This is a genomic window from Microbacterium sp. NPDC076895 (assembly GCF_040687115.1).
Classification (GTDB): Bacteria; Actinomycetota; Actinomycetes; order Actinomycetales; family Microbacteriaceae; genus Microbacterium.
Genome location: NZ_JBFBMQ010000001.1, coordinates 257,489 through 271,572, shown reverse-complemented (window position 1 = coordinate 271,572; position 14,084 = coordinate 257,489). Strand labels below are relative to the sequence as shown.

General features: G+C 67.5%; 16 protein-coding genes. 7 read left to right on the top strand and 9 right to left on the bottom strand.

Features of this window, described 5'->3' with window-relative positions:
- Positions 1–13: 13 nt before the first annotated feature.
- Complete coding sequence (locus tag AB0O89_RS01360; RefSeq protein ID WP_363493538.1) at positions 14–817, bottom strand: cytochrome c; 804 nt, start codon at positions 815–817, stop codon at positions 14–16.
- 24 nt (positions 818–841) lie between these two features.
- Entirely contained in the window at positions 842–1,486 is a 645-nt protein-coding gene (locus AB0O89_RS01355; protein ID WP_363493536.1) for a heme-copper oxidase subunit III, read from the bottom strand.
- Between the two features lie 103 nt (positions 1,487–1,589).
- Here AB0O89_RS01355 and trpD point away from each other — a divergent pair, with 103 nt between their 5' ends.
- From trpD to AB0O89_RS01335, 4 genes are all read left to right on the top strand, one after another.
- On the top strand, positions 1,590–2,651 hold the full coding sequence (trpD, locus tag AB0O89_RS01350) for an anthranilate phosphoribosyltransferase (RefSeq protein ID WP_363493534.1): 1,062 nt from the start codon (positions 1,590–1,592) through the stop codon (positions 2,649–2,651).
- Between the two features lie 139 nt (positions 2,652–2,790).
- Positions 2,791–3,285: an aromatic ring-opening dioxygenase LigA gene (locus AB0O89_RS01345; RefSeq protein ID WP_292708168.1), complete on the top strand. Its 495-nt coding sequence runs from the start codon at positions 2,791–2,793 to the stop codon at positions 3,283–3,285.
- A 162-nt stretch (positions 3,286–3,447) separates the two neighbouring features.
- Positions 3,448–4,440: a PHP domain-containing protein gene (locus AB0O89_RS01340; protein WP_363493669.1), complete on the top strand. Its 993-nt coding sequence runs from the start codon at positions 3,448–3,450 to the stop codon at positions 4,438–4,440.
- A gap of 251 nt (positions 4,441–4,691) precedes the next feature.
- Positions 4,692–5,987 carry an MFS transporter gene (locus AB0O89_RS01335; RefSeq protein ID WP_363493531.1) on the top strand — a complete coding sequence of 432 codons (1,296 nt, stop codon included), beginning with the start codon at positions 4,692–4,694 and terminating at the stop codon, positions 5,985–5,987.
- Here AB0O89_RS01335 and AB0O89_RS01330 read toward each other — a convergent pair.
- Genes AB0O89_RS01330 through AB0O89_RS01320 form a run of 3 tightly spaced genes read right to left on the bottom strand, consistent with a single transcriptional unit; the run spans position 5,959 to position 8,280 of the window.
- Complete coding sequence (locus AB0O89_RS01330; RefSeq protein ID WP_363493529.1) at positions 5,959–6,885, bottom strand: 5'-3' exonuclease; 927 nt, start codon at positions 6,883–6,885, stop codon at positions 5,959–5,961. The genes AB0O89_RS01335 and AB0O89_RS01330 overlap by 29 nt on opposite strands.
- Before the next feature lie 58 nt (positions 6,886–6,943).
- On the bottom strand, positions 6,944–7,690 hold the full coding sequence (locus AB0O89_RS01325; protein ID WP_363493527.1) for a hypothetical protein: 747 nt from the start codon (positions 7,688–7,690) through the stop codon (positions 6,944–6,946).
- A 41-nt stretch (positions 7,691–7,731) separates the two neighbouring features.
- Positions 7,732–8,280 carry a hypothetical protein gene (locus tag AB0O89_RS01320; protein WP_363493525.1) on the bottom strand — a complete coding sequence of 183 codons (549 nt, stop codon included), beginning with the start codon at positions 8,278–8,280 and terminating at the stop codon, positions 7,732–7,734.
- A 135-nt stretch (positions 8,281–8,415) separates the two neighbouring features.
- Between AB0O89_RS01320 and AB0O89_RS01315 the strand changes: the two genes are divergently transcribed.
- Entirely contained in the window at positions 8,416–9,093 is a 678-nt protein-coding gene (locus AB0O89_RS01315) for a response regulator transcription factor (protein ID WP_363493523.1), read from the top strand.
- Positions 9,090–10,076 (top strand): HAMP domain-containing sensor histidine kinase, encoded by a 987-nt coding sequence (locus AB0O89_RS01310; RefSeq protein WP_363493521.1) that lies wholly within the window; start codon positions 9,090–9,092, stop codon positions 10,074–10,076. The genes AB0O89_RS01315 and AB0O89_RS01310 overlap by 4 nt, the downstream gene beginning before the upstream one ends.
- Here AB0O89_RS01310 and AB0O89_RS01305 read toward each other — a convergent pair.
- From AB0O89_RS01305 to AB0O89_RS01295, 3 genes are read right to left on the bottom strand one after another with little or no spacing between them, the layout of a single operon-like run.
- Positions 10,048–10,860, bottom strand: coding sequence for an FAD:protein FMN transferase (locus AB0O89_RS01305; RefSeq protein ID WP_363493519.1), 813 nt, complete (start codon positions 10,858–10,860; stop codon positions 10,048–10,050). The two genes, AB0O89_RS01310 and AB0O89_RS01305, sit on opposite strands and share 29 nt — an antisense overlap.
- The gene (locus AB0O89_RS01300; RefSeq protein WP_363493517.1) at positions 10,857–11,396 is read right to left on the bottom strand and encodes an FMN-binding protein; all 540 of its coding nucleotides are present in this window, start codon (positions 11,394–11,396) and stop codon (positions 10,857–10,859) included. The genes AB0O89_RS01305 and AB0O89_RS01300 overlap by 4 nt, the downstream gene beginning before the upstream one ends.
- A 23-nt stretch (positions 11,397–11,419) precedes the next feature.
- Positions 11,420–12,892, bottom strand: a complete 1,473-nt coding sequence (locus AB0O89_RS01295) for a ferredoxin reductase family protein (RefSeq protein ID WP_363493515.1) — start codon at positions 12,890–12,892, stop codon at positions 11,420–11,422.
- 75 nt (positions 12,893–12,967) lie between these two features.
- Here AB0O89_RS01295 and AB0O89_RS01290 point away from each other — a divergent pair, with 75 nt between their 5' ends.
- Positions 12,968–13,402 carry a YchJ family metal-binding protein gene (locus AB0O89_RS01290; RefSeq protein WP_363493513.1) on the top strand — a complete coding sequence of 145 codons (435 nt, stop codon included), beginning with the start codon at positions 12,968–12,970 and terminating at the stop codon, positions 13,400–13,402.
- A gap of 31 nt (positions 13,403–13,433) precedes the next feature.
- On the opposite strand, the gene AB0O89_RS01285 is transcribed toward AB0O89_RS01290, so the two are convergent.
- A complete protein-coding gene (locus tag AB0O89_RS01285; protein ID WP_363493511.1) occupies positions 13,434–14,009 on the bottom strand; it encodes a carbonic anhydrase in 576 nt (191 codons plus the stop codon).
- Between the last annotated feature and the right edge of the window lie 75 nt (positions 14,010–14,084).

Genomic DNA, 14,084 nt, shown 5'->3' with positions numbered 1-14,084 from the left:
TCGGTGTGCGAGGTCAGTTGGATTTCGCCGTGATCCACACGGTGATCGCGATCAGGGTGCTGATTCCGAAGATCCAGATGAACAGACCCTCGGCGACCGGCCCGAGCGATCCGAGCTTGAACCCGCCCGGGGACTCGGTCTGCTGGATGTACAGCAGCGACGAGATGATGTCTCGCTTGTCCTCGTCGGTCAGGTACATGTTGTTGAACACCGGCATGTTCTGCGGGCCGGTGACCATGGCGGCGTAGATGTGCAGAGCGCTGACCTCGGTCAGTGCCGGGGCGTACTTGCCCTCCGTCAGGGCGCCACCGGCACCCGCGACGTTGTGGCACATCGCGCAGTTGATGCGGAACAGCTCGGCGCCACGGGCGACGTCTCCGCCGCCGTCGAGGATCTCCGGGTCCGGGAAGTCGGGACCGGGGGCGACGGACTGCACGTAGTTGGCCATCGCGAGGATCTGGTCGTCTGTGAACTGCACCGGCTTCTGGGGAGCCTGGGGCCCCTGCATCTGCAACGGCATCCGGCCCGTGCCGACCTGGAAGTCCACGGCGACGGCGCCGACACCGTAGAGCGAGGGGCCGTTCTCGGTGCCCTGTAGGTCAAGCCCGTGGCAGGTGGCGCAGTTGGCCTGGAACAGCTTCTTGCCGTCTTCGATCGTGAGGCTCGTGGCTGTTGCCGTGTCAGGCTCGGTAGCTGCCATCGCGGCGGAGGCGCCAGCGTAGACGCCGCCGGTGATGAGCAGTCCGATGCCGATGAGCGCGGTCGCGGCCCAGGGGCTCCGGCGGCCGCTGGAGCGGCGCTTGGTCTGTCGTGCCATGAGGGTGATTCAGCTCCGCTCGGGTTACTTGAGGAAGTAGATGACGAGGAACAGGGCGATCCAGACGACATCGACGAAGTGCCAGTAGTACGACACGACGATGGATGACGTCATTTCCTTGCGGCCGAAGTTCTTGACCGCGAAGGCGCGTCCGATCACCAGGAGGAAGGCGATGAGACCGCCGGTCACGTGGAGGGCGTGGAAGCCGGTCGTCAGGTAGAAGGCCGAAGCGTAGGCGTTCGCCTGGATCGGCATCCCCTCGGCGACGAGCTGGGCGTACTCCCACACCTGGCCCGACACGAAGATGGCGCCGAGGGCGAAGGTCAGCCAGAACCACTCGACCATGCCCCAGCGGTCGCGGAACCTGTTGGTCTTGACCGTGTACGGCTGGAAGCGCTCAGCAGCGAACACACCCATCTGGCAGGTGACGGATGAGAGCACCAGGATCGTGGTGTTGACCGCGGCGAACGGAACGTTCAGCAGCTGGGTCTCTTGGGCCCACAGGTCGGGGGAGGTGCTTCGCAGTGTGAAATAGATCGCGAAAAGGCCGGCGAAGAACATGACTTCGCTGCCGAGCCACACGATTGTTCCAACTGCGACCGGGTCGGGTCGCTTGACCGACCGCATGGCCTGGGAGTACGTCGCTGAGCTGGTGGTCACATTCTTCATTATGGCTGAAGATTTGCCTGGGGTTTCGCATGAGCCACCACTGATGTGAGGTGGTTTGCGACTTAGGTGCACCTCAGTTGCCCGCCCCGCTACGCTCGGAGCCATGACCCAGCAGTCGTCATGGTCCTCGATCATCAGCGCCCTCCTCGAGGGTGATGACCTCAGCGTGTCGGAGTCGACGTGGGCAATGCGCCAGATCATGGCTGGAGAGGCGACTGCCTCGCAGTTGGCCGGATTCCTCATCGCCCTCCGCGCGAAGGGCGAGACCGTCGATGAGATCGTGGGTTTCCGCGACGCAATCCTCGAGGCTGCGCTCCCGCTTCCCGTGGATCCTCACGTCCTGGACATCGTCGGAACCGGTGGAGACCGTCATCGCACCGTCAATGTGTCTACGACAGCATCGATCGTCGCCGCTGCCGCCGGCATCCCGGTCGTCAAGCACGGGAACAAGGCGGCGAGTTCTGCATCCGGGTCTTCCGACGTCCTCTCGGCGCTCGGCATTGATCTTCGCCTCTCGCCGGATGCCGTCGCCGAGGTCCTCGACCGCGCCGGCATCACCTTCGCCTTCGCTGCCGCATTCCACCCCGGATTCCGGCACGCCGGGCCCACGCGCGCCGAGCTCGGGGTTCCGACGGTCTTCAATTTCCTCGGCCCGCTGTGCAACCCCGCCCGCGCCGAGGCGAACGCGGTGGGCGTCGCGCACCTGGACCGCGTTCCTCTCATCACCGGCGTGTTCCGCACCCGCGGCGCAACAGCGCTGGTGTTCCGCGGCGACGACGGGCTCGATGAACTGACCACCACCGGACACAGCCGAATCTGGGAAGTGTCGCGCGGCGACATCCACGAGCACGATCTCGATCCGCGGGATCTCGGCATCCCGCTTGCGATGCTCGACGATCTTCGCGGTGGCGCGCCCGACCACAACGCCGAGATCGTCCGGCGTGTGCTGGCGGGCGAGACGGGGCCGGTGCGTGACATCGTGCTGCTGAACGCGGCTGCGGGGATCGTGGCGTTCCGGCTGTCGCAGGATGCCGCGCAGGCGCAGGTGCCCATTGTTGAGCGTCTGCGGGAGGCGCAAGTGGACGCCGCTGCGGCTATCGACTCGGGTGCTGCTGCGGCAAAGCTGGACGCGTGGGCCGAGGCGACTGCTGCGCTCGCGCCCTGACCTGGGTCATTCACCGAATTTCTCGTCAGGGGACCTACGTCACTTTCCGTAGGCTGGCCGGCTTCGTACCGTGGATGTCGACGGTGAGAGACACCGTCGAATCCCCCCGACGATGCATGTCCCTGAAGGAGAAATCGCCATGTCCGCCACCGACACAGCCAGCGCCACTGACACCGTTCAGGCGCCCGCCCGCAACCTCGGTCTCGTGAAGGTGGTGGGGATCCTCGGCATCGTCGGCGGCGCCCTGCTCATCATCGTGGGCATCGTCGTGTGGGCTACCGTCTCGAGCCAGCTGCGCGCCGAGAACATCACCATCCCCGAGGACGCGATCGCCTTCCAGGGCCAGACGGTCGCCGGCCCCTTCACCGCCTACGTTCAGGCCGACATCATTCAGCACCACGCCCTCGAGGCATCCGGCGGTGCCACTTACGCCGAGCTCGACCGCGAGGACCCGGTGCGCGCGACCATGATGAACGCATCGTTCCTGCGGGCATCCCTGTTCACCTCGGTCGTCAGCTTTGGTGTCTCCGCTTTCGCGATGGGCATCGGTGTGCTCTCCATCCTGTTCGGCTGGGCCCTCCACCGCCTCGCCAGCGCCCCCGTCGTCGTCAAGCGCGCGGGAGTTACACCCTGACGCGCTGACGCCCTGCCGATCCTCCTCGCGGAGGTAGGACTTCTCCCGGGCGTAGGTCGATCGCAACAGCAGTCGACCTACGCCCGGGATTTTGCCTACCTGCAGATGTCGGTGCGCGCGTCGGTAGGGCGTGTCAGGCTGGGCGTCATGAGCGAGCCGGAGCTGCAGCCGTACGACGCGCTGGTCGAGATCGCCCTGCTTCTGGAGCGCGAGCGGGCGATCCGCTACAAGGCGAAGGCGTTTCGTGCCGCCGCGGCAGCGATCGAAAGACTGGATGCCGCGCAGTTGGCCGATACGGCGGGGTTGCGGCGCCGGAAGGGAATCGGAGACTCGACCCTCGCGGTGATCGTGCAGGCTCGTGAGGGGCGCGTTCCGGACTATCTCGCGGAACTGCGGGAGCGGGCCGGCATCCGGCCGTCCGCGCTCAGTGCGCAGCTGCGGGGCGACCTGCACAGCCATTCGGACTGGTCGGACGGCACGACGCCGATCGCGGCGATGGTGAAGGCGGCGCGCGAGCTCGGACGCGAGTATCTCGCGCTGACAGACCACTCGCCGCGGCTGCGCGTGGCGAACGGTCTGTCGGCCCAGCGACTGCGCGATCAGATCCCGATCGTGGAAAGCTTCCGTGACGACCGGTTCACCCTGCTCACGGGCATCGAGGTCGACATCCTCGAGGACGGCGGGCTTGATCAGCAGGACGAACTACTGCGCTCGCTCGACATCGTTGTGGCGTCAGTTCACTCAAAGCTGCGGATGGAGCGCGGCCCCATGACGGCGAGGATGCTTCGCGCCGTGCGAAGCGGCAGGGTCGATGTTCTCGGTCACGTGACGGGGCGACTCGTCAGCGGCCAGCGGGGGACGAGGCCGCCATCCGACTTCAACGCGGATCGGGTGTTCGAGGCGTGCGCAGAAGCCGGTGTCGCGGTCGAGATCAACTCGCGTCCGGAACGCGAGGACCCGCCGGATGAGCTGATCACGCTCGCTATCGAGAAGGGATGTCTGTTCTCGATCGACTCCGACGCGCATGCGCCGGGTCATCTGTCGCTGCTGGACTACGGCGCTGAGCGCGCGGAGAGGCTGGGGGTTCCGGCCGACCGGATCGTCACGACGTGGCCGCTGGCGCGCCTTCGGGAGTGGACCGCGACGCGACGCTGAGTGCGGGCGTCGTCAGTTGCAGGTGCAGAGCTGGTCTTTGGGAACGCCGGCGAGGGCCTGCTCGACGTGCATGCCGCAGCCGGTCCAGGTGATCTTGCCGCATGATGAGCAACGAATCTGAGAGCACATGGGGGATGTCCTTCCGGGGTCATCTGGTCGGTGACGTTCGTACTTCGACTATACCCCTAGGGGTATTTAGGTCGCAACTCGCGCGACGCGGTGAGCCGCTGGCGCGACCCTAGACTCGACGGGTGGCTTCCGACCGACGCATCACTCCCGGTGCCGCCGGAGGCGCCGCCGGGTTGGTCATCGCCGGCATCCTCGTCGCCGCGCTGAGCCTTCGCGGACCCATCGTCTCACCGACACCTGTGCTGCGGCAGATCGAGACCGATCTCGGCATTGGAGCGGCCACCGCGGGCCTGCTCACAACTGCCCCCGTGCTGATGTTCGCGTTGCTGACCCCGGTGGCAGCTCTCGTCATCCGTCGCGCCGGAGCAGAGCTCGCGCTCATGATCACCCTCACGGGCGTGCTGCTGGGTACCTTTCTGCGCGCCGTTCCGGGTTTCGGGTGGATGCTCGCCGGGATGATCGTGATCGGCGCATCCATCACCGTTGGAAACGTCGTCATCCCGGTCATCATTCGCCGTGATGTCGCGCCGGAGCGGGTGGCCCTGGTCACCGCCGGCTACGTCGCGATGCTCAACGCCGGATCGCTGCTGACCTCGCTGCTGACGGTGCCGATCGCCTCGGTGATCGGGTGGAACCTCGCCCTGGTCGCGTGGTCGGTGATCACGATCGCCGGGATGCTGCTATGGGGCCTGCATCTGCGCCGGGCCGCCGCGCGCGGGGAGCTGTGGGGCGAGCGGTTCTCGGGTGCGCAGCGCCCGGGCGCGGCATCCGTCGCCGATCGCGAGGCCGACACCCTCACCGGCCCGGTGCCCGTGCCGCTCGGGAGACGGGCGACGCGCGGCGATTCGATGTTCCGGAACCCGGTGCCGTGGATGCTTCTGCTCGCGTTCGCGGGGCAGGCCGCCGTGTACTACGGGTTCGCCACCTGGTTGCCCACACTCATCGCCGACGATCTCGGGGTCAGCGCAGCAGCAGCGGGCGGTTTGACGGCGTTCTTCCACGGTGTTGCCGTGGTGGGGGCGTTCATTGTTCCGCTGCTCGCCCGGTTCACGCCGCGGATCGTTCCTGCGATTGCCATTGGCGCGTCGTGGATCTTGCTGACGCTCGGCATGATCATCGCGCCCGAGTGGGCAGCGCTTTGGCTGAGCTTCGGAGCCATCGGACACGCTGGCGGGTTCGTGGTGATCTTCAGCACGATCGTCGCGATCGCTCGCTCCGACGCAGAGGCTGCCGGGATGTCGGCGCTCGTTCAGGGCGGCGGCTACGCGGCTGCGGCGCTCGCCGCACCGGCGATGGGCGCCCTGCACGAGGCGACCGGAGGGTGGGATGCCGTGCTGCTGGCATCCTTTGTCGTCGTGCTCGCCTACTGCGTGCTGCTGGTCGCGGCTGTCATCGTGTCGTGGCGAGCGCCTCGATGACGCGCGACACCGACCCGCCTAGCGCCCAGGTTTCGGCCAGGGTGACCGCGGCCGCGCGCTGATCGTCGTCGAGTGGTCGCAGCTGCGTGTCAGACTGGGGAAGATCGAGCGTGCGCACCACCTCGACGACGGTGGGCGCCACGTCCAGGTAGTCGAGCCCCGCAGCGATCTTGGCCCGAACGCCTGCTGACATTCCGTCGCCGCGCTCGGCTGCAGCGATGATGCCGGCGAGGTCGCCGTGCGCGGCCAGGAGCGTCGCCGCCGTCTTCTCGCCGATGCCGGCAACGCCCGGTAGCCCGTCGGAGCTGTCGCCGCGAAGCGTTGCGAAATCGGCGTACTGACTCGGCAGCACGCCGTACTTGGTCACGACGGTGCGGTCGGTGACGAGTTCGAGGTTGCTCATGCCGCGGGCGGTGTAGATGACACGGATGCTTCGCTCGTCGTCGACGAGCTGGAAGAGGTCGCGGTCGCCCGTGACGATATCGACGGGCATCGTCGCCAGGGTGGCGAGGGTGCCGATGACGTCATCGGCCTCGTGCTCGGCGGCGCCGATGATCGTGATCCCGAGGGCGGCGAGTGCCTCGCGGATGAGCGGCACTTGCACCTCGAGGGGATCCGGGACCTCCTCGACATCCGGGCCTCCCGCGACGACCTCGACGACCCGGTGGGTTTTGTAGGACGGGATGAGGTCGACGCGCCATTGCGGACGCCAGTCGTCGTCCCAGCAGGCCACGAGGTGCGTCGGCTCGTAGGTGGTGACGAGTTTCGCGATCATGTCGAGGAATCCACGAACCGCGTTGACCGGCATCCCATTCGGCGCCTTCACCGTGTCAGGAACGCCATAGAACGCGCGGAAGTACAGCGACGCGGAGTCGAGCAACATCAATCGTTCAGCCACGCGCCCATCCTGGCATGCGCCGCCAACGGTGGGACTGCCGCGCGGAGGGCAAGGCCTCTCAGCAGCCGGGGCCGGTGGGGTTCTCGGCGCAGGTGCGGTCGACCAGGGCTGTGCGGACCTCGAGAACCTCGAGGCTGTAGGGCGGAGCCGGGGCGTTGACGTAGCCGGGTACGGCGCGCCATCCGCTGCCGAAGTCGACGTCAGCCGCATACTGCAGCGTGAGAGAGACGGTGTACGTCCCGCGCTCGCGGTAGACGTGACTTGTTGACGTCGGGCTGAACTGGGGGAGTCCCAGCGACGCCCAGGTCGCACCTCCGGTCGTTGTCCGAGCGCTCGATCCGTCGCCGTAGTCGAACACGTAACCGGCCGGTCGGAACCTCACTGTCACATCCCAGCCGAGCAGCGGGCCGGTGAGGGTGTGTGTGGATGCCCCGGCCACGATGTTCGTGGGTGTCCCCACGACCCCGAAACCGGCGGGCTCGCCACCGAGGCTCGGGCGCGCCGGGACGAAGCTTGCGAGATCGTCGATCGTCACATCCGGATACGTGACGACGGTGTAGTTGCCTCGGCACCCGACGATGGGGCACTCCTCGGTGGCCGGGGAGCTCTCGGCCGTTCCGGAGTTGCCGCTGGAGCCGCCCCCGCCCTGGGACCCGCCCGTGCCGCCTTTTCCGGATCCGCCGCCAGAGCCCGGCTGGTTCGCGGTGCCGCCGACGTCGACCTGGCTCCCGTTGTTTGAGACACTGCAATTGCCCGACCATGCGGAGTTGCTCGCGCATCCGGAGCCTCCGACGGCGGTCGGCATCAGAGAGGCCGCACTCAACGCGGTGAGCACTATCAGGCTGGCTAGCCGCATTGTTCGCTATTCGATCCATCAACGACCGACAGCAGTGCACCCGTCGGCGAGTCGGGGGAGACGCTTGCCACAATCATTACCGACTGAGTATCCGGACGATCCGTGCTCACGACTGAGTTGCCATCGCGATCAGTCAGCGTGACATCTGCCACGCGAAGGCAGGCTATTCCGTCGATCGTGCCAGCACCCGCATCCCAGGACGTCGGGTTGAAACCTGTGACTTCGCTCGTGCCAGACACAGTCCAGCCGTTCGCATGCATTCCACTGAGTGATTCGCGCTCGGCGGCATTCGCATCTCCGGTGGTCCAGCGGTAGACCTCCTCGAAGGTCGAGGGGTCGCTGAGATCGACCTGGTTCAGGGCATCCACGTACGCCCGGTAGGTGGCTTCCGCGGCAGCGAATGCCTCCTCCTCGGAGGCGAACCCAGTGGGCGTCGGGGTGGGTGACGGATCCGTCGGCCCACAGCCGGCGAGCGACCCGGCACCGAGCATCGCGGCGATCACGATCGACGCGGCTCGAAGCGGACGGCGGCGGTTCATGTCCACCACGGTAGCCCGCGGCATCCGCCCCGACGGCACTATCCACAGTCCACGATTCCCGAGTCCGGTTGGGGAGGATCCCCGCGCTCCAGCAGACGGATAGGTCTGCGCGCTAGCGTTGCCCCGGGAGGCATCATGCCGTACGACAGCGGTCCGCACGCCGACGTGCTGTACGTCGAAGACGACCAGGACGTCGCCCAGATGACGATCGAGGTGCTCTCGGAGTTCCACACCGTCGTCCACGCCTCCGACGTCGCTACTGCTCGGGCACGCGCGCTGCAGCAGCGATTCGATGTGATGGTGATCGACAGACGGCTTCCCGGTGGCGACGGAATCGATCTGGTGCGCGCAATCCGCACCGCTCGCATCACGACGCCCATCCTGCTGCTGACGGCCCTCGGCGCCGTCGATGACCGGGTCGAGGGACTGGATGCCGGCGCCAACGACTACCTCGTGAAGCCGTTCGACTACGGCGAGTTGCTCGCTCGCATCCGGGCTCTCGTGCGCGGCTACCGCGCAGAGCAGCACCGTCGCGCGCTCGGCGAGTGGGTCTTCGTTCCCGAGTCCCAGGCGTTGTACGGGCCGTCCGGAGCACGGGTCGCGCTCACGTCGACCGAGACCGCGCTGCTGGATGTGCTCAGCGCCAGCCCCGAGCATGTGTTCAGTCGAGAAGAGATCGTGGGTGCCGTGTTTCACGAGGGCGACACCCCGGGCTCGGTCGACACCTACGTGCACTACATCCGGCGCAAGTCGGTTCCCGAGATGATCGAGACGGTGCGTGCTCGCGGCTACCGGGTCGGGCAGCCGTCATGACGAGCCCAGAAGCTGCCGACCGGCGCCGCGTCCAGCGGGCCGCCTTCTCTGTCGGGGTGTGGGTTGCTGCGGCGTCGGCGATCGTCATCGCGCTCGGGGTGTCGGTGCTGGTCACCGTCATCCTGCTGCGTGCGCGTATCGAGAACGACGAACACGGAACCGGCTTTCCCGGTGGCCATCGCGGGTCGGGGGATGATCTCGTGGTCGACGTCGACCGGGTGCTCCCCTGGGTCATCGGGCTCGGCATCCTGGGCGTCATCATCCTGTCGCTGATCGCGTGGTTCGCCGCCCGCCGTGCCGTGCGCCCCCTCGGTGAAGCGCTGCGGCTGCAGCGGAACTTCGTCGCCGACGCCAGTCACGAACTGCGCACGCCACTGACAACCCTGACCAGCCGCATCCAGATCGCCCAGCGACGTCTGGAACGCGGGGGAGATGTCGCCGAGGCTCTCGACCAGCTGCGCTCCGACGCCGACGCGATGAACGACATGCTCACCGATCTGTTGATGGCAGCCGAAGGCAAGGCCGAAACGACCGCTCTCGCACCCGTCGGTGAAGCGATGGATGCCGCGGTCTCCCGCCTCCAGCCGCTCGCCGATGACAGCGGCGTGACGCTGGAGGTCTTCTCGACCGACCGGGCTGTGCGGATGCCGCTTCCCACCCTCACTCGCATCCTGATGGCCGTCGTCGACAACGCGATCCAGCACAGTCCCCGGGGCGCCGTGGTGACGATCGCGGCTGCGACGGCCCGGGACGACGTGGAGATCCGTGTCAGCGATCAGGGCAGCGGGATCGACCCGGCCGACGCCGAGCGCATCTTCGAAAGGTTCGCCCGCGGATCAGAGACAGGGAGGCGACGCGGATTCGGACTCGGGCTCGCGCTGGTGCGAGACGTGCTCACGCGTTACGCGGGCCGGATCGAGGTCGAGTCGACCTCATCCGGGGGCACGACGTTCGTCATCGCGCTGCCGAGTCCGCGTATGTGACGACCGATACCTCGGTCGCGCCCACCCATCGCCGAACGCGTCCGTCCTCGGTCACCGTCATGCCCGACCGCGAGTTCGCCGCTGCCACCCACGACAGGTCGTCGCCGGCGACAACAGCGACGGTTGCCCAGAGGTCTGCCTCGGCCAGGGAATCGGCGACGACGGTCGCGCTGCGCACGCCGGTTGCTGGCTCGCCGGAGCGCGGGTCCAGGATGTGCGCACCCCGCTCAGCGGTTCCCGAGGTCGCAACCGCGCCATCGACGACATCCATGATCGCGAGAACTTCCCCGGCGCGGTGCGGGTCGGCGATGCCGATGCGCCAGACCCAGTCGCTGCCCGGTGACGTGCCCACCTGCATGTCACCGCCCGCGTTGATACCGATCGCTGTCGCGCCGGTCGCGGCCAGGAGCGGCAGAAGATGCATCCGTGCCGCCCGCTCGACAGCCCACCCTTTGACGTAGCCTGTCGGGTCGAACCAGCCACGCCAGGTAGCCGAGAACCGGCCACCGGAGCGCTGCTCGGCGTCAAGACACGCCGTGGCGACCTCGGCAACGAACGGATGCGCATCGTCGAGCGTGATCTCGCCGCGGCGCAGACGGCTGATCTCCGAGTCCTCTCGATAGGTCGAGAAGATCCGGTCGGCCTCGCGAAGTTCTGAGAAGGCTCGAGACACGGATGCCGCGGTCTGCGGAGCCTCGACGAAAGCCGGAGACCCATGGGCGTGCAAGGAGACCGCAGTGCCCATGATGGTCTCGACCCACGCGCGACGTGCGAGGCGTGTCATTGCTGGGCCTGATCCAGGGCACTTTGCAGCGACTGGATGTAGCCGTCGCTCGTGTATGTAGCGCCTGACACCATGCTGATATCGGCACTCTGGGACTCTGTCGTCTCGGAGATCAGAATCGGCAGCGCACGCGCATTGATCTGCTGATCCTCGCGGTTGTTGCTCGGATACTGCGGCACCTGCACGTCTGTGATCACACCACCACTGACCGTGATCTGCACCTGGACGTTCCCGTATCGCGTGCGCACCGCATCCCCGGTGTAGGTTCCGTCGGCGAGCCCCGTCGTGGTCGTTGTCGTGCTGTCGGTCGCCGTGGAGTCGGCGGCGGTCGCCGAGGGCGAGGGCGTTGACGTTGCGCTCTCGGTTGTCGTCGACGGGCTGGCGGATGCCGATGGCGTGGCTTCGGGCGTGACGGTTGTGGTGCCTGCCGTCTCGTCGGCGGCGACCGGCGCGACCGCTTCAAGCGAGGTGCGGTAGCTGAACAAGAGGACGACGCCGCTCAGGGTGGCAAGAAGTCCGTATACGATGCGCTTCATCGGAGGCTCCGTGTTGTGAGGGGTCAGACGGTGAATGACTCGGAATGGATGCGGCTGCGGTGAACTCCCGCGGCGCGCAGGTCATGCTCGAGGGCCTTCATCCAGGGCGCGGGTCCGCAGAGGAACACGTCGTACTCCTCGAGGTCGGGCGCGAGATGGCGGAGCGCATCGGAGCCCGTCCACGCGGCGTGCGAGGCTGGCAGCCACGAGGATGTTGTCCGGGCTCGGGGCCCCGGAAGCGGGATGTGTCGTAGACCCCGGTGCGCGACGAGAGCGCCGATGGCGTCTGTGCGCAGGGCTGCTTCTTTCGAGTGGTCGCGGGTGACCAGCGTCGCCTCGCCCGGCGCGTAACCCTCGGCTTGAAGCAGGGAAACCAACGGCGCGACCCCGGCGCCCGCACCGATCATCAGAAGCTTCGAGCCGGTGCGGGCGTCGCCGGTCATCGTGCCGTACGGCCCTTCGAACAGGACGGGGGTGCCGGGAGTGAGCCGCGCCAGACGTGCGGTGCCGTCACCGACGATGCGGGCAGAGATCGTCAGGCTGCGGCCGTCGGGGGCTGCAGCCAACGAGAACGGATTCGCCCGTGAGGCTCCCGGGCCATCCAGGAAGCGCCAGATGAAGAACTGGCCTGCGCGCGCACCCAGGCGATCCAGCCGGCGCCCGGTCATGGTGACCGCAACGCCGCCCACGCCGTCAGGACGAACGTCGGCGACTCGCACCCGGTGTCGCAGCGAGCGCGCGAGGGGGACCAGGATGCGGAAGACGACGATTGCGGCGGCACTGATCGCCCACAGTCCCCACCAATAGGCGGTGGCAACGGGGGAGAAGAGGAAGTCGGCGCCGGTCCACAGCTGGTGAGGCAGCGCGAGCCCGACGCCGAGGTACCCGTACAGGTGCAGCAGGTGCCATGACTCGTAGCGCAGCTTCGCTCGAGCGCGACGCATCGAGGTGATCGCGACAACGATGATGAGAATCGTGCCGGCGGTTGCGAGAAGCATCCCCGGGTAATCCCACACGAACTCCCAGAGCTGGACGACGACGTTGACATCGGCCGCTGCCGCGTACCCCACCACCAGGAGTGCGATGTGGGCGAGCATGAGCGAGAACGACCAGAAGCCGACGAGTCGGTGCATCCGGGTGAGGCCATCACGGCCGAACCCGCGCTCGAACAGCGGGATACGCGCAAGAAGGATCACCTGATAGAGCAGGAGATTGGAAGCGACGAGCCCGGTGAGGCGGCCCAGGCTGTTCAGTGCCGCCGCGTCGAATCCCCACAGGTCCTGGATGCCGCCGCCGGCCACCCACAGAGCAAGAACGAACAGGCTCGTCAGCCAAATGACGGCTGTCGCAGCGACATTCCATGCCCGCCGGGCAGAGCGCCCCCGACGGCTGCCGCGCACGCTGGTGGTCGCCCGCGGTGAGGTAAGAGGCTGCGGGAGCCGCGAAGAGGGATGCGGTGCCGTGACGGTGGTGCGAGACGGGGTCGCCGTGGTCATGGGGACAGCGTGGTGGCCGGTCTCTGAGACTGCTCTAAGGAAAGCCTCCGCGCTCGCGGTTCATAGACTTCTCACATGAGTTTCGGATCCGCGGCACAGTCCGGCATCCGTCGCCCGGCCGACCAGGATCCCTGTCTCTGCGGCAGTGGCAACGTCTACGGAAGGTGCTGCGGAGCGCTGCACCGGGGCGAGGCGGCGCCGAGCCCGGAACGGCTGATGCGCTCGCGGTACAGCGCGTTCGCGCTCGGTGACGCTCGCTACCTCGCCGACACGTGGCACCCCCGAACGCGGCCCGAGCGGATCGACATTGACCCCGACGTGCGCTGGGTCGGACTGCGCATCCTGGACGCCCCCGCGGTCGGTGCCGGGACCACCGGCGTCGTCGAGTTCCGGGCGCGCTGGCGGCACGGCGCCGAGGCGGGGGAGCAGCACGAGCGCAGCCGGTTCCGCCTCGCTGCCGGCCGCTGGTGGTACCTGGAAGCGGAAACGGCCGGCTCCGGCATCCCGTAACGGATGCCAAGACCGGCCGATCCGGTTGTCCTCAGGCGGCGGCGCCTGCCGTGGTCGCTGCCGGCACCTCGATGAGGCGACCGGTGCGGACGTCGTAGACATAGCCGTACACCGGGATGCGGGCCGGGACGAGCGGGTGGGCCTTGATGCGGGCCACATCGTCGACGACGGCCTGGGCCTGGTCACTGATCGTGAGCCAGTCGATGTATGCGGCCTCGGCGGAGCCCGGTCCGGTGCCGACATCCACGAAGCCTTCGGCGCGCAGCTCGGCGGTCTCGAGCGAGTTCGCGAGCAGTCCGCGGATGACCTCGTCGGTGAAGAACTCCATGCCGCAGTCGGTGTGGTGGATGACGAACCACTCCTTCGTGCCGAGCAGCTTGTACGAGATCACGAGGGACCGGATGGCGTCGTCGGACGCGCGTCCGCCGGCGTTACGGATGACGTGGGCATCGCCTTCGCTGAGTCCGGCGTACTTGGCGGGGTCCAGCCGGGCGTCCATGCAGGTGAGGATGGCGAACCCGCGCGCGGGCGGCAGGGCGAGATCGCCCTTGTCGAATGCGGATGCGTAGGACTCGTTGGCATCGAGCACCTCGGACAGAACTGACATGACACTCCTCGGGTGTGTGGCCTGGCATCACCACGCTAGGTCTCACCCAGCCCGAGGTGCGCTGTATGACTGTCT